Origin of the sequence: Pseudoclavibacter chungangensis (genome assembly GCF_013410545.1) — a bacterium.
Classification (GTDB): domain Bacteria; phylum Actinomycetota; class Actinomycetes; order Actinomycetales; family Microbacteriaceae; genus Pseudoclavibacter; species Pseudoclavibacter chungangensis.
The window spans coordinates 269,142-288,990 of the sequence record NZ_JACCFV010000001.1; the positions used below are offsets into that span (position 1 = coordinate 269,142).

Here is a 19,849-nt window from a genome sequence, read left to right on the forward strand (position 1 = left end):
GCGGGAATAGCCCGAGACTGGGCGCACATCGACGACGAGCGGCGGGCGGTTCGCGCCCGGCGCGGCCATCCGGATGGGCCGGACGGATCGCGTCGAGGCGGTCGGACCGACCGGGGGACCGCGCTCGCGACCCCGCGTTCGTCCGGTCGTCGGAGGCATCGAACGAGGAGAGGGGCCGCCGTGCCGATTCGAGGCGGAACGAGCGACGTCGCACCGGACCCGACGGGCGTGCGCGCCGCGCTCGCCGGCCACGAGGTGCGACGGGTGGGCTTCGGCGCCGCCCGGCTCACGGCCGGGGACGGCTGGGGACGCCTCGCCGATCCGGAGCCCGCGCGGCGACTGCTCCGGGACGCACTCGACGCGGGCTACGACCTCGTCGACACGGCCGACTCCCTCGGCCCCGGGGTCAGCGAGCAGATCGTGGGTGAGGTCGTCGGCGACCGCGACGACGTGCTCGTCGCGACGAAGGTGGGGATGCTCCGCCCCGCGCCCGGTCGCTGGGGGATCCTCGGCCACCCCGACTACCTGCGTCAGCAGGTGCACACGAGCCTGCTCCGCCTGCGTCGCGAACGGATCGACCTCCTCTACCTGCACCGCATCGATCCCGCCCATCCCGTCGCCGATCAGCTCGGCGCCCTGCAGGAACTGTGCGATGCGGGCCACATCGGTGCGATCGGCGTGAGCGAGCCGAGCGCGGAGCAACTCGACGAGGTGCTCGCGATCGAGCGGGTCGCGGCGGTGCAGAGCCTCTTCAACGTCGCCGCGACGGGCAATGCCCCGATCGTGCGTCGGCTCGCGGCCGAGGGGATCCCGTTCGTCGCCTACTGGCCGCTCATCGGTCGCGGCCTGCCGCGCGATGTGTACGAGCGCGTCTTCGCGGTGCTGGCCCGGGCGGGCGACGAGCTCGACGCGAGCCCCGCACGCGTCGGGCTCGCCTGGATCCTCGCGCAGGCGCCCACGACCTTCGCCGTCGCCGGATCGCGCGACCCGGCGCACCTGGCCGACAACCTCCGCGCCGACGAGCTCGTGCTCGATCCGGCGCGCGCCGATCGCCTCGCGGCCGATGTCGCGAACGCGCTCGACGGATTCACCTTCGACCCACGCTACGACCGGGAGCACGAGAGATGACCACGATCGACCGGCCCGACATCGACCGCGAGACCGCCGCGAGCGACCCGCTCGAGGTGTACCTCGCGCACGACCGGCGTCCGCAGCGGGCACCCGCCGACGCCGACCCCGCATCGCCGTTCGCGGGCGCCGGCGCCGACGTGCACGATCGCATCCGCGAGCGCGTGCGGGCACTGCGCCCGACCCTCGAGGCGCTCGCGACCGAGATCCACGGCTACGCCGAGATCGGCTTCGATGAGCACCGCAGTGCGGCCGCGATCGCACGCGTCCTCGACGAACACGGGACGCCCGCCGAGACGGGCGTGTTCGGGCTCGACACCGCACTGCGGGCGAGCGCGGGGCCCGCGGACGGGCCCACCTTCGCCGTCCTCGCCGAGTACGACGCACTGCCCGAGATCGGCCACGCGTGCGGACACAACATCATCGCGGCGCTCGCGGTCGGGGCGTTCCTCGCGGCCGCCCCGGAGGTCGGCGAGCTCGGCGCACGACTCGTCCTGCTCGGGACCCCGGCGGAGGAGAACGGCGGCGGCAAGGCCCACCTCATCCGCGCCGGAGCGTTCGAGGACATCGACGCGGCCGGCATGGTGCACCCCTCGGGCGGCGACAGCGCATCGCCCGTGTTCGGTGGCGGCACGACTGGTGTGCGTCGCATCCGCGTGACGTACCACGGCCGCGCGTCGCACGCCGCGATGAGCCCGTACCTCGGCCTCAACGCGCTCGACGCGGTCGTCACGGCCTACCAGAGCATCGCCCAGCTGCGGCAGCACATCCTGCCGATCGACCGCGTCCACGCGATCATCACCGACGGTGGCGTCGCGGCGAACATCGTGCCCGAGCGCGCCTCGGCCGAGATCTTCATCCGCTCGACCGAGATCGACACGCTGCAGGCCCTCACCCGGCGCGTGCTCGACATCGTCGACGCCGCCGCGCTCGCGACGGGCACACGCGCGGAGGTCGACGCCGACTACGAGCCGCCCTACCTGCCGCTGCGGAACAACGTGTCGCTCACGAAGCACTGGGCACGCCACCTCGGCGCGCTCGGCCGGAACGTGCCGACCGTCCCGGCGACGATCCGCCAGGGCGGTCCGTCCACCGACATGGGCAACGTGACCCAGATCCTGCCCGGATTCCACCCGTCGCTCGGCCTCGGCGGCGACGGCACCGTGCTGCCGCACAACGCCTCGTTCGCGGCGCTCGCCGTGACGCCCTCGGCGTTCGACGCGCTCGAGGACGCGGCCGTCGCGCTCGCGGGTGCGGCGGTCGACTATCTCGCCGACCCCGAGCTGCGGGATGCGGCGCGGGCCGAGTTCGAGGCGTCCGGCGGGGTCGTCGAGTGGGAGGACGAATGAGCGCCCCCGCACCCGTGCGCCCCGGCGACACCGGGATCGACGCACCCACGACCGTCCCCGCACCCGCGACGACGCCGGCGTCCGACACGGATACCGCCGCCGAGAAGCGCCGCGCGCGCCTGCGCGCGACCGGTCGCCTCGCGCTCGCGATCGGCAACCGGCTGCTCGACATCGTGCTCGTCCTGTGGGCAGCGGCGACCCTCGCGTTCATCGCGCTGCAGCTCATCCCCGGTGACCCGCTCGACCGGCTCATGGCCGGCATCCAGGACGCGACGCCCGAGATGCGCGCCGCGATCTCGGCGCACTACGGGCTCGACCAGCCCGTGTTCGTGCAGTACCTGCAGTTCCTCGCCCACGCGGCCGTCTTCGACTTCGGCACGAGCTACCAGCGGGCCGCGCCCGTCACCGAGGTGCTGCTGTCCGAACTCCCCGCGACGCTCGAACTCACGTTCTGGGCGATGACCCTCGCGGTCGTCGTCGCGATCCTGCTCGCGCTCGCGACGAGCGGCCGCGGCCGCATCGGCCGGGCGATCGCGGTCGGCCTCGAACTCGTCTCGGTCTCGGTGCCGTCGTTCTGGCTCGGCATCGTGCTCATGACCGTGCTGTCGTTCCAGCTGCGCCTGCTGCCCGCGTTCGGCGCGAACGGCCCCGCGAGCCTCGTGCTGCCGGTCATCACGCTCGCGGTCCCGCTCGCCGGCGTCCTCTCGCAGGTGCTGCGGGAGCGGATGGAACACGCGCTGCACGAACCGTTCGTGACGACCCTCCGGGCCCGCGGACTCACGGAGAGCGGCATCCGGTCGGGGCACGTGCTGCGCCACGCGGCGCTGCCCGCGCTGACCCTCACGAGCGTCATCTTCGGATCGCTCCTGAGCGGAACCGTCATCATCGAGACGCTCTTCTCCCGGCCCGGCCTCGGCCGCGTGGCGGTCGCCGCGGTCCAGGACCGCGACATCCCGCTCGTCCTCGGGTTCGTCGTGTTCGCGGCGTTCGTCTTCATCGTGCTCAACACGATCGTCGACCTCGTCGCGCCCCTGCTCGACCCGCGATCGCGAGGGAGTCGCGCATGAGCGTCCTCGATCGGGGCACGTCCCGGAAGGGGCCGGCCCTCTCCACCGTCCGACCGCCACGAGGCGGGACGGGCACGAAGCGTCGTCGTCCGCCCGTGGGCATCCTCCTCGCGTTCGCCGTCTTCGCGGTGCTCGTCGTCGTGTCGCTCGTCCCCGACCTCGTCTCGGGCGACCCGCTCGACGGGAACCCGGCTCAGGCGTTCCAGCCGCCGAGTGGGGAGCACCTGCTCGGCACCGATCAACTCGGTCGCGACCTGTACTCGCGACTCGTGCACGGTGCCTTCGCGTCGCTCTCGCTCGGCATCGGCGCGACCCTCATCGGCCTCTTCGGTGGCGCGCTGCTCGGCGTCGCCGCGGGCTATGCGCGCGGCACGGTCGACCGCATCATCACGCGTCTGCTCGACGTCCTGCTCGCGTTCCCCGAGGTGCTCGTCGCGCTCCTCGCGATCACGGTGCTCGGGCCCGGCCAGTGGAGCCTCGTGCTCGCCGTCGGCCTCGGCCGCATCCCCGGCGCCGCGCGACTCGTGCGCGCCCAGGTGCAGCAGGTGCGCTCGGCACCGTTCGTCGCGCAGAGCATCGGGCTCGGCCTCACCCCGGCGCAGATCCTGCAGCGCCACATCGTGCCGAACAGCCTCGGGCCCGTTCTCGTGCACACCGTGCTCGGCGTCGGCGTCTGCATCATCTTCGGGGCCGGACTCAGCTTCCTCGGCCTCGGCGCCGTGCCGCCCTCACCCGAATGGGGCCTCATGCTCTCGGAGGCGCGGCAGTACCTCTCGGTCGCGCCGTGGCTCGCGATCTGGCCGGGCCTCGCGATCACCGCCGCCGTCGTGAGCGTCACGCTCAGCGGCCGGTGGCTGCAGCAGGAGTACCTCACGAGACGGAGCGCGACATGACCGCGGTCGAGACCCCGGCACCCGACACGACGACGGGCGCACCGTCCGCGGCCGCGACGACGGGCATCCGCGTGCGCGACCTCGGCGTCGCGTTCGACGGGCGGAGCGCCGTGCAGGGCGTGACGTTCGATCTCGCCCCGGGGCGCTGCGTCGCGCTCGTCGGCGAATCGGGCTCGGGCAAGAGCGTGAGCGCGCGGAGTCTGCTCGGGCTCTCGGGCGCGAACGCGACCGTGACGGCGAGCGAGCTCTCGCTCGACGGCGAGGACCTGCTCGCGGCGACGCCCGCGCAGTGGCGCGCGATCCGCGGCGGCCGGATCGGGCTCGTGCACCAGGACGCGCTCGTCTCGCTCGATCCGCTCCGGCCCGTCGGTGCGGAGATCGCCGAGACCCTCCGCCTGCACACCGATCTCGCCCGGCGGGATCGCCGCGCCGAAGTCGTCCGGCTGCTCGCGTCCGTGGGCGTGCCCGAACCGGAGCAGCGCGCGAAGCAGCGCCCCGACGAACTCTCCGGCGGTCTGCGCCAGCGCGCGCTCATCGCGAGCGCGATCGCGGGCAGGCCCGACTACATCGTCGCCGACGAGCCGACGACCGCGCTCGACGTGACCGTGCAGGCCCAGGTCCTGCGCCTGCTCGCCGAGCTGCGCGACGCCGGGACGGGCCTCCTGCTCGTGAGCCACGACCTCGCGGTCGTCGGTGAACTCGCCGACGAGATCCTCGTGCTGCGCGGCGGCGAGGTCGTCGAACGCGGCACGCCCGACGAGGTGCTCGGCTCGCCACGCACCGACTACACGCGGCGCCTCCTCGACGCCGTGCCGTCGTCGCACACGCGCGGTGAGCGACTGAGCGACGTGCCGCCCGTCGAGATCGACACGGCGCTCGTGCAGCCCGTCCGCGATCTCGGCGTGCCGCTGCTCGAGGCGAGCGGCCTCACGAAGCGCTACCGGCGGGGGCGGGAGACCGTGACGGTCGTCGACGCGGTCGACGTGCGGCTCGAACGCGGCCGCACGCTCGGCGTCGTCGGCGAGTCCGGCTCCGGAAAATCGACGCTCGCGGGCATGCTGCTCGGGCTCGTCGAGCCCGACGGCGGCACCGTGTCGTTCGAGGGCGAGGCGTGGGTGCCGCTCCCGGAGCCCGCCCGCCGCGCCCGCCGGCACCGCATCCAGTCGATCTCGCAGGACCCGCTGAGCTCGTTCGACCCGCGCTACCGGGTGCACGAGGTACTCGGCGAGGTGCTCGCCGCGATCGGCGTCCGGCGCGACGCGCGCCGCGAGCGTGCGGCGGCCCTGCTCGACCAGGTCGGGCTCGCTCCCGAGCTGCTCGATCGAGCGCCGCTCACGCTCTCCGGCGGCCAGCGCCAGCGCGTCGCGATCGCGGCGGCGATCGCGGTCGGCCCCGACGTGCTCGTGTGCGACGAGCCCGTCGCCGCGCTCGACGTATCGGTGCAGGCGCAGGTGCTCGACCTCCTCGGCGACCTACAGCGGCGGCTCGGGCTCGGCATCGTGTTCATCTCCCACGATCTCGGCGTCGTCCACCACCTCGCCGACGAGGTGCTCGTCATGCACCACGGCGAGGTCGTCGAACGCGGCGACGTCGACGCGGTGCTCACCGCGCCGCAGCAGCCCTACACGCGTGAACTCCTCGGCGCCGTCCCCCGGCTCCGATCCACCCTCGAAAGGAACACCCCATGACCCACCGACGTCTTCCGGTGGCCCTCGCGCTCGTCGCGGGCCTCGGACTCGCCGGATGCTCCGGTACCGCCGGAGCCGACGTGCCGAGCGAGCCCGTCTCGGGCGGCACGCTCACCTACCTCGCGAACACCGAACCGCCCGTGTGGGACGGCCAGCGCATCCCGAGCCTCAACCTGAACTCGATCAACTCGTCGATCTTCGACACCGTCACGACGCAGCTCCCCGAGGCCTCGGGCTACGGTCCCGGGCTGGCCACGGCGTGGACCGTGAGCGACGACGGACTCGTCTACACGTTCGACCTGCGCGACGACGTGACGTTCCACGACGGCAGCCCCTTCAATGCCGAGGTGCTCAAGCAGAACCTCGACCGGCCGCTGTCGGAGCCCGACCTCGCGACCGTCGGCAACGGCATCGCCGAGAACGTCGTCGTCGACGACGACACGCTCGAGGTGCACCTCTCGAAGCCGAACGGTGCGTTCATCCACGCACTCTCGACGCCGCACTGGCCCATCTACTCGGGCGAGATCCTCTCGAACCACTCGAGCCAGGAGCTCTCGGCCGACCCGACGCTCTCGATCGGCACCGGCCCGTTCAAGGTCGAGTCGTACACGAAGGGCTCGAGCCTCACGCTCGTGCGCAACGACGACTACAACTGGGCGCCCGAGACCGCGTCGCACCAGGGGCCGGCCTACCTCGACCAGGTCGTCGTGAACTTCGTCCCCGAGACGCAGGCGCGCATCGGCGCGCTGAACTCGCAGCAGGCGCAGGCGATCGACCAGGTGCCGCCGCTGAACTTCGCCGAGGTCGAGGCGGGCGGCAACGCGATCCTCGAGCAGGACAACACGGGCACGCCGTACCAGCTGCACCTCAACCCCAACGTCGCGCCGTTCGACGACCTGAACGTGCGTCGCGGCTTCCAGGCCGCGATCGACGTGAACGCCGCACTGCAGAGCGTATACCAGGGCGCCTACGAACTCGCGTGGGGACCGACGCTCCCCGGCACGGCACCCGCGGGCTCGGCCGACGAGTCGATCAAGGGCACATGGGGCTTCGACGCCGACAAGGCGGCCCAGTACTTCGCGGAGGCCGGCTACACCGAGAAGGACGCCGAGGGGTACCTCGTGAAGGACGGCCAGCGCCTCCACCTCGACTGGTACGTCGACAGCCTCTACGCGCAGACCGACCAGCGTCAGCAGCTCGGTGAGGCGATCGTGCTGCTCGCGAAGGACGCGGGCATCGAGATCGTGCGCACGCCGTTCGACACGGCGACGTTCACGGCGAAGATCGCGGAGGGGAAGCACCAGCTCGCCGACTCGTCGCGCGGCTACGCCGACGTCGCGACGAGCATCCAGCCGTTCACGACCGCCGCGATCCCCACCTCGAACGGCGGCTCGGGCATCAACTACGGCCTCGTGAGCGACCCCGAGATCGACGCGCAGGCGGCGATCCTCCGCGCCTCCAACGACGACGCCGAGCGCGTGGCCGCGGCGCACGTCGCACAGCAGCGCATCATCGACCAGGCCTACTCGCTGCCGCTCTACGTGCCCAAGAAGACGGTGGGCGTGACGCCCGCCGTGCAGGGCTGGGCGTTCGACCAGGTCGGCTACACGGACACCTTCCACGGTGTCTGGCTCGCGCAGTAGGCGCGGGGAAGGAGCACAGGATGCCTCGAATCGATCTCTTCTACTACGGTGACGTCACCACCGGGCAGTCGCCCGCGCAGTGGTATCGCGACGTCGAACAGCAGGTCGTCGCCGGCGACCGCCTCGGGTACAACGGCGTGTGGGTGACGGAGCACCACTTCCACATGCGCGGCGAGGTGCCCGATCCGCTGCTCTTCCTCGCGCGGCTCAGCGGTCGCACCGAGCGGATCCGCCTCGGCACCTCGATCGTGTGCGCGCCGTTCTACGACCCGTTGCGGCTCGCCGAATCGGCGAACCTCCTCGACGCGATCTCCGGCGGCCGATTGAATCTCGGCGTCGGTTCGGGGATCGGCGACGAGCCGTCGCTCGCCGCATGGGGACTGCAGCGGGACGAGCTCTCGGCACGTTCGGCGGAGATCCACGAGATCCTGCGCCTCGCGTTCGACGAGGGCACGGTGACCTTCGACGGCGAGTACTACCAGTACGACGGCGTCGAGATCTCGCCGCCCGCGGGCCGGGCCGCGCGCGACGTGATCTGGACGGGTGCCGGCCGCAACGCGGTCGAGCTCGCGAGGGCGCACGGCTACCGGCTCATGATCCCGCGGCCGTTGCCCCTCGAGGAGCGTCTGCGGTTCAACCGCGAGTACCGCGCCGCGGTGCCCGACGGTGAGGTCATCCACCTGCGCTCGGGCCTCGTCGCCCCGACGCGGGCGCTCGCTCGCGAGCGAGCGGTCGAGTTCCTCCGCAACTACGCCGCGATCTACCTGCGCAAGAAGTGGACGGGTGGCCCCGACAGTCAGGCGTTCGACGAGATCGCGGAGCGGTTGAGCTTCGCGGTCGGCACGGCGGGTGAGGTCGCGGATCGCATCCGAGCCTGGACCGACGACTTCCGCGGCACGGAGGAGACGGCGATCCAGTTCCAGGGGCCCGGCGTCGCGCACGAGCACGCGCTCGAGTCGATCGAGCTGTTCGCCGCCGAGCTCCCCGGCCTGCAGGACGACGCACCGCGCACCGCGACCGAGTACGTCGACCGTGACATCCCCGCGCGCGGCGTGAACGCGTCGCTCACCCCGTATCCGACCGACACGCAGGAGGTACTCGTATGAGTGGCACCGGCATCCCCGACACGCGTTCGCCGCGGACGGGCGAGATCCCCGAGCTCCGGATCGGGTTCATCACGCACCTCGATCAGCACGACGACCTCGGCAGCATCTACCGCGACAACCTGCGGCTCGTGCAGGCGCTCGAGACGCTCGGCTACGACAGCGCGTGGATCGCGACCCGGCACTTCAAGGCGGGCTGGGCGACGCTCCCGAGCCCGTTCGCGTTCTACGGTGCGGCGGCCGTGTCGACCGAGCGCATCGCGCTCGGGACGGCCGTCCTGCCGCTGCTGCTCGACGACCCGGTGCGGGCCGCGGAGGAGGTGTCGGTCGTCGACCACCTGTCGAACGGTCGACTCGTGCTCGGGCTCGGCAAGGGTGTTCCGTCGGACTCGTTCCACGTGTTCGACTCGTGGAACAAGAATCGCGACGCGGGGTTCGTAGCGAAGGCCGAACGGCTGCAGTGGGCGCTCGAGGGGTCGCAGGTCGAGGGCGGCAGCGAGTCGCTGCACCCGCCGAACCGTTCGCTCTCGGGGCGCGTGCTGTACGGCTCGTCGAACCTCGAGACGATCCGGCGTGCGGCCGAGAACGGCGAGGGGTTCATCCTCGAACGGTTCGGGAACGGCCCGGAGCGGACGGCCGCGGCGCGGCGCGGGTTCCAGGAGCGGCAGGCGGAGTCGATCCGCATCTACCGGCAGGTGTTCGAGGAGACGTGGGGTGACATGCGCACGCCGTACGTCGTGCTGTCCCGGAGCGCGTATCCGGGCCCGACGGTCGAGTCGGCGCTCGCGGAGGCGGGGACGCGCGTGCGGCGTTGGAACGACTTCGCGGCGAGGATCGGTCGTGTCGATCCGACGTGGTCGGTACCCGATCAACTGCTGAGCGACAACGTGCCGTGGGGCACGCCGGAGGTGCTCGCGGCGGATCTGCTCGCCGACCCGAGCGTCGCGCTGAGCGACGAGATCGTGCTCGGCGTGCACCCCGCGCACCACACGATCGACGAGACGATCGAGAAGGCACGGATCCTGCTCGAGGAGCTCGTGCCGCTCGTGCGGAGCGGGTGGCGGGCGCAGCGGGAGGAGCTCGGGATCGACGAGCTGCGGACGGATCGGGTGACGGCATGACGAGCGGCGGCGAGCGCGCACTGGTTTCGGCGCGGACCTTCGTGGCCGACTGGGATCGCTGGCACGCGAAGCGGCGGGCGGAGGTGCTGGCGCCGACGGGGCCGGCGAGCCTCGCGCACACCGCGTGGCTGGACGACGAGTTCGCCGCCGTTCCGGATGCGCCGGGTGAGTGGGCGCGCGACGGCGGGGCGGTGCTCGGGCGCGAGATCGGCTGGAGCGGGTACCGCTCGGGCGACGGCGACATCGTGACGGGCGAGACGCGGCTCGAACCGGGCGAGGAGTTGAGCGACGGGACGCGCACGCTGCGTGCGCACGCGCGTCGCGACGAGCGGGCGTTGCGCGTGTTCGATGCGGGCAGGCCGGCGCGGGAGGGGATCGTCGGTATCGACGCGTATCCGCCGGAGTCGCGCTGGGTCGTGTCGGCCGATTTCCGGCCGGTGCCGGGGCGTGTGGTCGTGGACCATGTGGACGGTTCGACGTCGGAGCACGCGGAGGCGGGTATCGCGGTGTTCCTGCTCGACGGGCACGAGATCGCGCTCGAGGTGCGTGTGGGGGAGCGGGGGCTGAGCGCGGTGTTCGCCGACTCGGGGAGCGGTGGCGCGCACAACGCCTTCCGGTTCCTGTCGCTCCCGTCGCCGGATCGCACGGGCCGCACGCTCGTCGATTTCAACCGTGCGACGCTGCCGCCGTGCGCGTTCAGTGATCAGTTCGCGTGCCCGTTGCCGTCGGCGGCGAACCGGCTGCCGGTGAATGTCGCCGCGGGTGAGCGGGCGCCGCGTCGCAAGCGCGACTGATCGCGCCCGTTCGCGAGGTGGCCCACGGCCCGCACCGTCCGGTGCGGGCCGTCGGTGTTGAGGCCGGTGTCGGTGTCGGCGCCCGATGCGGGCGTCAGCGACCGATCCCGGTGTTGCCGCGCCTCGGTGCGCCGGAGGTTCGGGGGCGCGTCGCGCGTTCGACGGCCCGGCGGGCCGCGTCAGTGCGTGGTGTGGGCGTCGTGTTCTGGTCGCCCGGGGTGCTACAGCTGGCGGGCGACGCCGTGCGCGAGGCATGCCGAGGGTCCGAGGCCTCCGTCGGAGTGGCGTCGCCGAGGCGTGTTCCGGCTGGTGCCCCGGCGGGCGCTCGGCCCGGCCCGCCGGGGTCGGGCCCTGTGTTCGTCCATCGTGCCCGGAAGTGCTCGTGGGCGGTGCTCGGACGCGCGGGTGCGCTCTCGTCTCGGGAGTACCGGAGGGGTCGGAGGATGCCCGGTGTGGGTGGGCGGGTGGAGGTGTCGAGGTAGTGGAGTGGTTCGGCGTCGGGTCCGAGGTCGATGCCGTTCTTCTCGAGGAGGTCGGGCGTGAGGCCGTGTGTGGCGAGGTCGATGCGGATGGGTGGTTCGGCGGGCCGGGGGAGTACACGTCGGGCGTGGTCGCTGGCGATCTCGGCGTGGTGTTCGCGGTGGACCTGGCCGATGAAGCTCAGTGCCGCGGCGGTGTAGTAGTTCGCGTAGTCGGATTCACCGGTGCGGCCGATGTTGGTCATGTCGGGCGCGGCACCGGTGTAGTAGCGCCGCATGGCGGCGAGATTCTGCTCCGAGGACTCGAGGCTGCCGTCCGGGTTGGGCGCGAAGCCGATGCCGAATCGCACGTGTCTGCGGTCGACAGAATCCGCCACGGTTCGCGCCCGCACCGTCTGGGCGACCGCCATTGGAAGCGGGACCTTGCTGCTGGCTGCGAACTCGACAAAGGTGTTCCAGCCTTCGAGGTCGGCACGATCCTCGTCCGCGCGGCAGGCGTCGAGGTACTGGTTCAGCGCCGTCGCGTAGTCGGTTTCTCCCGCTCGAGTGCTCGCGACGATCTCAGTCGAGAACAGGTGCGTGCTGTGGTCGATGTCGCTGGAATTGTGGGCGTGTTGGATTTCGTGCCCGAGGAGGTAAATGGTGTCGGCCGCGTCCGCCCAGCGTTCCGGGCGCACGCACTCGAGTGGGAGCGTGATCGCCTTGCTGGCGGGGTCGTATTGCGCGCCGGCGTGCGTTCCCTCCGGCTGCAGCACGAAGCTGGTCAAGGTTCGGTTCCCGACGGCTTCGTTGAGATTGGCGACCAAGCGGGGAGATGCGGCGATCATGTCGCGTAGTCGTGCCGCGTCGGATCGAGTGACGCGCGGGGCCTCGATGAATCGCTCGAGCGCGGCGTGTGCATCGGGCGTCAGGTCGTGTACGGGTCGCTCCACCTCATCACGACCTTGGTCACGTAGCTCACGTCATTACCGAGTCGGCCGCTGCCGGCAAGTCCGTAGTTTCCACTGATCCTGCCTCGGGCGAACCGCATCGCGATCGGTTTGCCTTCGTGGGCGGGATAGATGGGATGCAGCGTGAACCCGGCCCGGCTGAGCTCCGTTTCGACCCACGCGGCATCGGGGTCGCGGACCAATGCCCGCACGTCGCGGCGCGACCTGTCGGAGCGGTCCAGCGTGAGGTCGGCTCCCGCGAATCGGTCGGGATCCGGCGCGACGTTCGCCCAGCAGTCGTAGTTCGAATTGCTCTCGTCCCGGAGGTGCCACAGGTCATTCTCGGTGGGAAGGAAGGTGATGCCGAGTGTGCGTTCGAAGCGGTCGGGTGTGGTGTCGGGATCGTCGGTGCTCTCGATGATGAATCGGATCATGCCGCGGAGCCAGGAGCTGGCCTTCTGTTCGAGTTCGGGACTCGGGACGACGTCCCAGTGGGGTGTTCCGGTCCGGTCTTCGTTCATGCTGTTCCTCGCCGTGTCGTGTGTTCGTGTCGTGACGTGCGTGGGTCGTCTCGTTGCGGTGCCGCGTCGCCGTGTGGGCGTTCAGGTTACGGTCCTGGGGCCCGTGGGTGGGGTCGGTTCGTCGCACTGTGGACAACGGGGCGGGCAGCGGCTGGCGGCTCAGCGGCCGATCCCGGTGTTGCCGCGCCTCGGTGCGCCGGAGGTTCGGGGGCGCGTCGCGCGTTCGACGGCCCGGCGGGCCGCGTCGGCGCGTGGTGTGGGCATCGTGTTCTGGCCGCCGGGGGTGCTGTGGCCGCTGGATGACGGCGTGCGCGGGGCGCGCCGAGGGTCCGAGGCCTCCGTCGGAGTGGTGTCGCCGAGGCGTGTTCCGGCTGGTGCCCTGGTGGGCCCTCGGGCCTCGGCGCGTGTGCTCGTCGATCGTGCCCGGAGGTGTTCGTGGACGGTGCTCGGACGCGAGGGTTCGTTCTCGTCGCGGGAGTACCGGAGTGGCTGGAGGATGCCCGGCGTCGGTGGGTGGGTGGAGGTGTCGAGGTAGTGGAGTGGGGCGGCGTCGGGGCCGAGGTCGATGCCGTTCTTCTGGAGGAGGTCCGGGGTGAGTCCGTGTGTGGCGAGGTCGATGCGGATGGGTGGTTCGGCGGGCCGGGGGAGTCCGCGTCGGGCGTGGTCGTCGGCGATCGTGGTGTGGTGTTCGCGGTGGATCTGGCCGATGAAGCTCAGTGCGGGGGCGGCGTAGTAGTTCGCGTAGTCGGATTCACCGGTGTGGCCGATGTTGGTCATGTCGGGCGCGGCGCCGGTGTAGTAGCGACGCATGGTCGCCAGGTTGCAGTCCGAAGGAGTGAGAGTCCCATCGGGTTCCGGCTGGAACCCTTCCTTGAACACCAGCCCATCGGCCTCGCTGACACGTGCGACCGTCCACGCACGCTCGGTCCAGGCGACGGCATCGGGGACGTCCACCCCACTCGTCGCGGCGAACTCGACGAACGCGTTCCAGCCCGCGAGATCGGCGCGATCCTCGTCGGCTCTGGACACGTCGAGGAACGCATTCAGTGCGTGCGCGTAGTCGACCCCTCCGAACCCGGCGATTGTCATTACACGCGCTGTGAAGCTCGCTTCACCACGCTCGACGTCGTTCGTGTGGTTCGCATGATGGAGCTCGTGTCCGAGGAGATACACCGTATCGGCCGCGTCATACCAATCCTGCGGACGTGTGCTGTCCAGTTCGAGTGTGATCGTGCGATGCGCCGGATCGTACTGGGCACCGGCATGAGTGTCCTCGGGCTGCACCTGGAACCCGACCAGGTTTCCCGTGCCGACGGCATTGTTCACGCTCACGATCAGGCGAAGGGACGAGGCGATCAGGCGCCGCAGCGAGTCGGCGTCCGCTCGGGCGACGTGCGGGGCGCTCGCGAAGCGGTCTATCGCCTCGTGCGACGCCTCGCTCAGGACTCGTAGGGATCGCGCCACGACATCACGACCCTGTTGGCGTACCCGCCGCTCGGATCCCGCTCGCGCCCGCCGCGGAGTCCGATGGTGCCTCCGACCCGTCCACGTGCGAATCTGATCGCGACGAGTCGGTCACCGTGGTTCGGGAAGACCGGGCGAAGTCCGAATCCGGCATCGGCGAGTTCAGTCCGAACCCACGTGGCGTCGGGAACCCTGACGAGGGGGCTCGTGTCGGCGGAGGCGGTGTTGACGCGGTCGATGGTGAGGCTTGCGCCGGTTCTCGGCGCAGGCGGGAGAGTGATGCCGACTTCGCAGATGTACGTCGGGTCACGTCGGTCATCGCTGTAGTGCCCCCGTACACCGGGCTCGGTGGTGATGCCGAGTGTGCGTTCGAAGCGGTCGGGTGTGGTGTCGGGCTCGTCGGTGCTCTCGATGATGAATCGGATCATGCCGCGTAGCCAGGAGCTGGCCTTCTGTTCGAGTTCGGGACTCGGGACGACGTCCCAGTGGGGCGTTTCGGACCGGCCCTCGTTCATGCTGCTCCTCCTCGTCGTCCGTGTCGCGTCGCGTCGTGACGGAGACGGGTTCGCCTCGGCCCGGTGACGCGCCGCTGCGTGGGGGCTCAGACTATGGTGCGGAACGGGCGCGGCACCAAGGTCATGACACCCCTGTGGACAACCCGTGGTGTGAGTGGCGGTGACTTCCTGAGAGTGGGTCCACACGAGCCGATGCCCGGTCCGCAGCGAACGGCGGCCCGAATCGATCGATTCGGGCCGCCGCCCCGCGTCGTGGGCAGATCGGCTCAAGCAGCTGCCGTCGCGCTCCCGCTCGCGCGAGCCGTGCGCGTCGCCAGGCGTGCGCCGTCGATGCCGTACCGGCCGCCGCCGAGGACGGCGAGCGCGGCGGAACCGACGGCGTAGAGCGCGACGAGTTCCCATCCGCCGTCGGTTGCGAACGGGCCGAACGGGGCGTGTGCGAGCACGAGCACGCCCGCCATGTACACGGCGACGACGAGTCCGCTGACCGGCAGCCAGAGGCCGAGGACGAGGAAGAGGCCGCCGATCACCTCGACGGCGATCGCGATGCCGGCGGCGACCGGCGCCGCGGGAACACCCATGCCGTCGAACGCTCCGACGGTGCCGTGGTAGCCGAACGCGACGAGCTTCTGCAGGCCGTGGGCGAGGAGCAATCCGCCGAGGACGATGCGAAGGACGAGGAGCGTCCAGTCGCGGAGGGCGGGGGTCGTGAGGTCGAGCTGTCGCATGCGTATTCGATCCGTTCGTGTTCGTTCGTGTTCACTCGGCTGTCGAGTCTCATCAGTTGTAGTCGCAAGTATTGCAACCGGAAATAATGTAGGTGATCCGAGCTGAGCGCGGGACCCGAGTTTTCGGGGCACCGGGCCCCGGGACGTGAGTGAATCGTCGAGGTGATCAGGCACGGTCCCGCGGATCCGTGTGATGGCCGCGTCCTGCCTCGCGCCGCAGTGGACACGCTGGTGTGGACATCACCCGCCTGCCCTCGCTGGTCGATCGGGTGGGGTGGCGGTCGAGCCGCTCGACGGCAATACGCTTGGTGCCGGGGGATTTCGTGGCAGCCGGTCACTTTACGAAGATCGGCGGGCCTGGTTCAGTTGACGGGCCGTGTCCGACCGGGCAGGGGTGAAGGTCGGTTCGCCGGCCAGGGGGGCCGAGCCCGCGCCGCATCCGTGCGACGCGACTCGGGAGGGGGTACGAACAGAGGCATGAGCATGGAGACCACGGGGAACGCGTTCCCCGGCACCGCACTCATGGTGGCCGCGAGCCTGCAGAAGCGGGGAATCGGGGTCGTCGAGCTCGAGCCGTTCACGGTCGTCGACGATCGCGGGCGCCGATACCACGTCAGGCGCCTTGCGGAGACGCTCGCCACGACGCAGGACATGTGGCGCACTCTCGAGGTGGAGCGCTACCTCGACGAGCTGCTCGGGGCCTCGGGCATCGACGGCGCCGAGCGCGATCGCCTGCTCGTGCGGGTCGTACCGGCGCCGGAACACGCGCACGATGCGCTTCCCTACGACGGCTCGCTCGTGCTGTTGCCGGCCTACGATCTGCCCGACGTGGTCCGGACGGTCACCGCGCCCGAACGCCTCGGTGGGTGGGATGCGATCTGGCCCGTCGCGCTCGAGAACCTGCGTCGCCTGCCCGCGCCGCACCACACGCTCCTCGCGCCGAAGTCGCGGCCGGGCGTGCGAGGGCACGTGTTCGAGTCCGGCGATTGGTTCGGCGCCTCGCGGGTGCTCATCGTCGACGAACTCCTCGCGCGCGTGCCCGACACGCCCCCGGCGGTCGACGGACTGCTCGTCGCGACCCCCAATCGCTCGACCGTCCTCGTCCACGGCATCGAGGGGCCGGGCGTCGCCGCCGCGCTCGAGTACCTGGCGTTCGTCGCCGATCAGCTCTGTGCGCCCGAGGCGGGGCCGCTTTCGCCCGTCGTGTCCTACCGAGACGGGTTCGGCCCGGTTCAGCCGGTGGCGTGGTTCGACGAGCGACGCGAGCTTCGGACGGACACGGTGAACGGCCCCTTCGGCGCGAAACTCGCGGAGCTCGCGGCGCGGGGGTGAGCGGCCCGGGTCGCCACCGGGCTCGCCCCGTCATGTCACTCGAGCGTGTCGAGGATCTCCGTCAGCCGCTCGAACGTCGTGAGCGGGCTCACGATCGCGAAGCGCAGCACCGTCTCGCCCTCGTGCGAACTCGGCACGACGAACGCGAGTTGTTCGTCGAGCAGGCGGTCCGACCATGCGCGGTAGTCGGCGGGTGACCAGCCCTCGCGCTGGAACACGACGACCGAGAGCTGCGGATCGCGCACGAGATGCACCCCGTCGCGCCGTTCGATCTCGTCGGCGATGCGACGCGCGAGCTCGATGCCCGACGCGATGGCCTCCCGATAGTGCTCGGTGCCGTGCGTCGCGAGGGAGAACCATAGCGGCAGGCCGCGTGCGCGTCGGGTGAGCTGCACGGCGAAGTCGGCCGGGTTCCAGTCGTCGGCCTCGGTGAGCGTGTCGAGGTACTCGGCGTGCTGCGTGTGGGCGCGCTTGCCGTGGCCCGGGTCCCGGTAGATGAGCGCGCACGCGTCGAACGGCGCGAACAGCCACTTGTGCGGATCCACGATGAGCGAGTCGGCGAACTCGACGCCCGCGAACAGCGGCCTCGTCTCGGGGACGAGCGCGGCGGCGAGACCGTACGCGCCGTCGACGTGCAGCCACACCTCACGTTCGCGTGTCACCGCCGCGATCGACGCGAGATCGTCGACGATGCCGAAGTTCGTCGTCCCGGCGGTCGCGACCACGGCGAACGCGGCACGATCCTCGTCCGCGAGGGAATCGAGTGCGGCCGCGACGGCCGCGCCGTGGAGGAGGCCGTCGTCGCCCGTCGCGACGGGGAGCACGTCGACGTCCATGACGCCCGCCGCCGATGCGATCGAGGAGTGTGCCTCCGCACTCCCGACGACGACCCAGCGACGCGGTGCAGGCAGTCCCTCGGCCTCGCGGCGTTCGCGCGCCGCCTGTCGCGCCGCGACGAGCGCCGAGAGATTCCCGATCGTGCCACCCTGCACGAACACGCCGCCCGCGCCCTCGGGCAGCCCGAACTCGGCGGCGAGCCAGTGCAGCACCTCGTTCTCGGCGTACACCGCACCGGCGCCCTCGGCCCACGAGCCACCGTAGATCGCCGAGGCCGAGACGACGACGTCGAACGCGATCGCCGCCTTCGTCGGCGCGGACGGGATGAAGGAGAGGTAGCCGGGGTGGTCGATCGAGAGGCACGCGGGCGCGAGGACGTCCTCGAAGCGAGCGATCGCCCGCCGGGCTCCGATGCCCTCCGGCGTGATCGAGCCGGGTGCGAGCCGGCGCAGCTCCCGCTCCGTCATGGGCTTGTCGAGCGGGACGTCGCGGTACAGCGCGCGTCGCCGCGCGTAGTCGAGCACCGAGTCGACGATCTCGGTGGTCTCGTCGGAGACGGCGTGCATGCGAGCGGGGCGGGGGATCGAGTCCATGTGGTGCTCCTGATTCGTGTTCGCGTGCCGCGTGCCGTGATGGTCGGGGTCCGGGACGTCGGGGTCGGCCCGGTGCCGGGGTCGCTGGTTCGACGGTAGAGCCGCGGCGGGTGCGGGGCAATGACGGCGCGCGGCGACGACGACGGTGCGGCACGGTCGTCCGGTGGGAGAGTTCGGCGCGGCGGCGTGGCTTGATCGTTCGGTGCGGCGCGGCGGCGCGGCGTGGTCGTCCGGTGCGGTCGTTCGGCGCGGCAGCGCGGCGAGGTCGTCCGGTGCGTTCGTCCGGGTGCGCTCGTCCGGCGCGGCGGCACGGTGTGTCGCGGGGCCTCGCGGTCGCGATCGCGATCGCGATCGCGTGCGGGCACCCGGGCGCCGTGTCGTTCGACGGGAATCCTGTCGGACCGACGGCGATCCCGTGACCGGGTCTCGACGCAGGCGAGGTCATCCGATATCGTTCTGAACATGTTCACTGAACACGTTCAGTCACGCGCGGCGAAGCGAGCCTCGTCCAGCGCGCGGGTGTTGGAGGCGGCGGCGACGCTGTTCGCGGAGCGCGGGTTCGCCGCGTCGACCGTGCGGGACATCGCCGCGCACGCGGGCGTGAGTGTCGGAACGGTCATGGCGGTGGGCGACAAGGACCGCCTGCTGCTCGACGTCATGGAACAGCGCATCGAGGGGCTGCAACGTGGCGCCGTGCCCGAGCGAGGGAGCCTGCCTGAGCGCGTCCTCGCCCTGCTCGTGCCGTTCGTCGAGCTGTTCGTGGCCGACACGGAGCTCGCACGGGCGTTCGCGGGGGTGCTCGTGGCGGGACGACACCGCTCGGCGGTGTTCGGAGCCCTCGGGACGGAGCTGCGGGAGCGGGTCGCCACCGTCGCGCGCTCGACGGCCGCGATCGGCGAGAACGAGGCATCCGCGTTCGCGGCACTCGTCCACGATGCCTACCTCGGTGTTCTCTTCGCCGGTGCCGCGGCGGGGCCGGACGTCACGGGGCCCGAGATCGCCCGGCGACTCGACGCGGCCGTCACGACGGCGTGCCGAGCGATCGCGGTGGACCGATGATCGCGTTGCTCGTCGCGCCCGGGGCCGCGCCGGTGTTCGCCCCCGATCCGGTCTGGTTGCCGCTCGTGCTCGCGGCCGTCCTGTTCGCGGACGCGCTCTTCTCGCTCCGCCCGCCACGTTTCATCCGCGATTGCCTCGACGGCGTCCGGTTCCCTCGCGAATGGTGGTGGGTGCTCGTCGTCGTGAAGCTCCTCGCGACGGTCGGGCTCGTCGTGGGCACGTGGGTGCCGGGCATCGGGGCGGCCGCGAGTGTCGGTGTCGTGGCGTACTTCCTGTGTGCGGTGGTCGCGCACCTGCGTGCGCGGTTCCTGGGTTCGGCGTTCTGGCTGAACTGCCTCGGGATGCTCGCGCTCTCGATCGTGGTGCTCGTGGTCGCCTACCTCCGCTGAGTGCGGGCGGGGCGGGACATGGTGTCCGTCGTCGCCGGGCCCCGCCGACAGGGGACGTCGCGGGGGACGCGGATCGTTCTGTGCGGCCGTCGCACCGATCGGCAACGGCCGCTCGATGCGAGTGTCCGAGCTGCCCGGCGGCGATGTCCGTGGGTGGTGATGTGATGCGTCCATGAACGAACTCGATGCGTCGGAGCACCCGACACCGGCCCGCGGC

Annotated in this window: 18 protein-coding genes; 12 read left to right on the plus strand and 6 right to left on the minus strand. The window is 71.4% G+C overall.

What is annotated here, in order from left to right; all coding sequences use genetic code 11:
- The first annotated feature begins 180 nt into the window (after positions 1 to 180).
- From HNR16_RS01120 to HNR16_RS01160, 9 genes are read left to right on the plus strand one after another with little or no spacing between them, the layout of a single operon-like run.
- Positions 181 to 1,128, plus strand: coding sequence for an aldo/keto reductase (locus tag HNR16_RS01120; protein ID WP_179558040.1), 948 nt, complete (start codon positions 181 to 183; stop codon positions 1,126 to 1,128).
- Positions 1,125 to 2,477 carry a M20 family metallopeptidase gene (locus HNR16_RS01125; RefSeq protein ID WP_158039180.1) on the plus strand — a complete coding sequence of 451 codons (1,353 nt, stop codon included), beginning with the start codon at positions 1,125 to 1,127 and terminating at the stop codon, positions 2,475 to 2,477. Before HNR16_RS01120 ends, HNR16_RS01125 begins: the two co-directional genes overlap by 4 nt.
- Positions 2,474 to 3,544 (plus strand): ABC transporter permease, encoded by a 1,071-nt coding sequence (locus tag HNR16_RS01130; RefSeq protein WP_158039181.1) that lies wholly within the window; start codon positions 2,474 to 2,476, stop codon positions 3,542 to 3,544. Before HNR16_RS01125 ends, HNR16_RS01130 begins: the two co-directional genes overlap by 4 nt.
- Positions 3,541 to 4,437, plus strand: coding sequence for an ABC transporter permease (locus HNR16_RS01135; protein WP_158039182.1), 897 nt, complete (start codon positions 3,541 to 3,543; stop codon positions 4,435 to 4,437). Before HNR16_RS01130 ends, HNR16_RS01135 begins: the two co-directional genes overlap by 4 nt.
- Positions 4,434 to 6,125, plus strand: a complete 1,692-nt coding sequence (locus tag HNR16_RS01140; protein ID WP_158039183.1) for a dipeptide ABC transporter ATP-binding protein — start codon at positions 4,434 to 4,436, stop codon at positions 6,123 to 6,125. The genes HNR16_RS01135 and HNR16_RS01140 overlap by 4 nt, the downstream gene beginning before the upstream one ends.
- Positions 6,122 to 7,768, plus strand: coding sequence for an ABC transporter substrate-binding protein (locus HNR16_RS01145; protein WP_158039184.1), 1,647 nt, complete (start codon positions 6,122 to 6,124; stop codon positions 7,766 to 7,768). The genes HNR16_RS01140 and HNR16_RS01145 overlap by 4 nt, the downstream gene beginning before the upstream one ends.
- 20 nt (positions 7,769 to 7,788) lie before the next feature.
- Complete coding sequence (locus HNR16_RS01150) at positions 7,789 to 8,874, plus strand: LLM class flavin-dependent oxidoreductase (protein WP_158039185.1); 1,086 nt, start codon at positions 7,789 to 7,791, stop codon at positions 8,872 to 8,874.
- Positions 8,871 to 9,992, plus strand: a complete 1,122-nt coding sequence (locus HNR16_RS01155) for an LLM class flavin-dependent oxidoreductase (protein ID WP_158039186.1) — start codon at positions 8,871 to 8,873, stop codon at positions 9,990 to 9,992. Before HNR16_RS01150 ends, HNR16_RS01155 begins: the two co-directional genes overlap by 4 nt.
- A complete protein-coding gene (locus HNR16_RS01160) occupies positions 9,989 to 10,786 on the plus strand; it encodes a DUF1684 domain-containing protein (protein WP_158039187.1) in 798 nt (265 codons plus the stop codon). The genes HNR16_RS01155 and HNR16_RS01160 overlap by 4 nt, the downstream gene beginning before the upstream one ends.
- Before the next feature lie 94 nt (positions 10,787 to 10,880).
- On the opposite strand, the gene HNR16_RS01165 is transcribed toward HNR16_RS01160, so the two are convergent.
- The 5 genes from HNR16_RS01165 to HNR16_RS01185 all read right to left on the minus strand — a co-directional run bounded on the left by HNR16_RS01165 (position 10,881) and on the right by HNR16_RS01185 (position 15,422).
- On the minus strand, positions 10,881 to 12,032 hold the full coding sequence (locus HNR16_RS01165; protein ID WP_158039188.1) for a hypothetical protein: 1,152 nt from the start codon (positions 12,030 to 12,032) through the stop codon (positions 10,881 to 10,883).
- A gap of 140 nt (positions 12,033 to 12,172) precedes the next feature.
- Positions 12,173 to 12,715, minus strand: a complete 543-nt coding sequence (locus tag HNR16_RS01170; RefSeq protein ID WP_158039189.1) for a hypothetical protein — start codon at positions 12,713 to 12,715, stop codon at positions 12,173 to 12,175.
- Between the two features lie 159 nt (positions 12,716 to 12,874).
- Positions 12,875 to 14,179: a hypothetical protein gene (locus HNR16_RS01175; RefSeq protein WP_158039190.1), complete on the minus strand. Its 1,305-nt coding sequence runs from the start codon at positions 14,177 to 14,179 to the stop codon at positions 12,875 to 12,877.
- The gene (locus HNR16_RS01180; protein ID WP_158039191.1) at positions 14,155 to 14,694 is read right to left on the minus strand and encodes a hypothetical protein; all 540 of its coding nucleotides are present in this window, start codon (positions 14,692 to 14,694) and stop codon (positions 14,155 to 14,157) included. The genes HNR16_RS01175 and HNR16_RS01180 overlap by 25 nt, the downstream gene beginning before the upstream one ends.
- Before the next feature lie 266 nt (positions 14,695 to 14,960).
- The gene (locus HNR16_RS01185) at positions 14,961 to 15,422 is read right to left on the minus strand and encodes a DoxX family protein (RefSeq protein WP_158039192.1); all 462 of its coding nucleotides are present in this window, start codon (positions 15,420 to 15,422) and stop codon (positions 14,961 to 14,963) included.
- A 477-nt stretch (positions 15,423 to 15,899) separates the two neighbouring features.
- On the opposite strand from HNR16_RS01185, the gene HNR16_RS01190 reads away from it, so the two are divergent.
- The gene (locus HNR16_RS01190) at positions 15,900 to 16,754 is read left to right on the plus strand and encodes a DUF1444 domain-containing protein (protein ID WP_158039193.1); all 855 of its coding nucleotides are present in this window, start codon (positions 15,900 to 15,902) and stop codon (positions 16,752 to 16,754) included.
- 35 nt (positions 16,755 to 16,789) lie between these two features.
- Here HNR16_RS01190 and HNR16_RS01195 read toward each other — a convergent pair whose 3' ends face one another.
- Complete coding sequence (locus HNR16_RS01195) at positions 16,790 to 18,184, minus strand: pyridoxal phosphate-dependent decarboxylase family protein (RefSeq protein ID WP_179558041.1); 1,395 nt, start codon at positions 18,182 to 18,184, stop codon at positions 16,790 to 16,792.
- Positions 18,185 to 18,646: 462 nt separating this feature from the next.
- Between HNR16_RS01195 and HNR16_RS01200 the strand changes: the two genes are divergently transcribed.
- A complete protein-coding gene (locus HNR16_RS01200) occupies positions 18,647 to 19,243 on the plus strand; it encodes a TetR/AcrR family transcriptional regulator (protein ID WP_158039194.1) in 597 nt (198 codons plus the stop codon).
- Positions 19,240 to 19,632 carry a DoxX family protein gene (locus tag HNR16_RS01205; RefSeq protein ID WP_158039195.1) on the plus strand — a complete coding sequence of 131 codons (393 nt, stop codon included), beginning with the start codon at positions 19,240 to 19,242 and terminating at the stop codon, positions 19,630 to 19,632. Before HNR16_RS01200 ends, HNR16_RS01205 begins: the two co-directional genes overlap by 4 nt.
- Positions 19,633 to 19,849 lie beyond the last annotated feature (217 nt).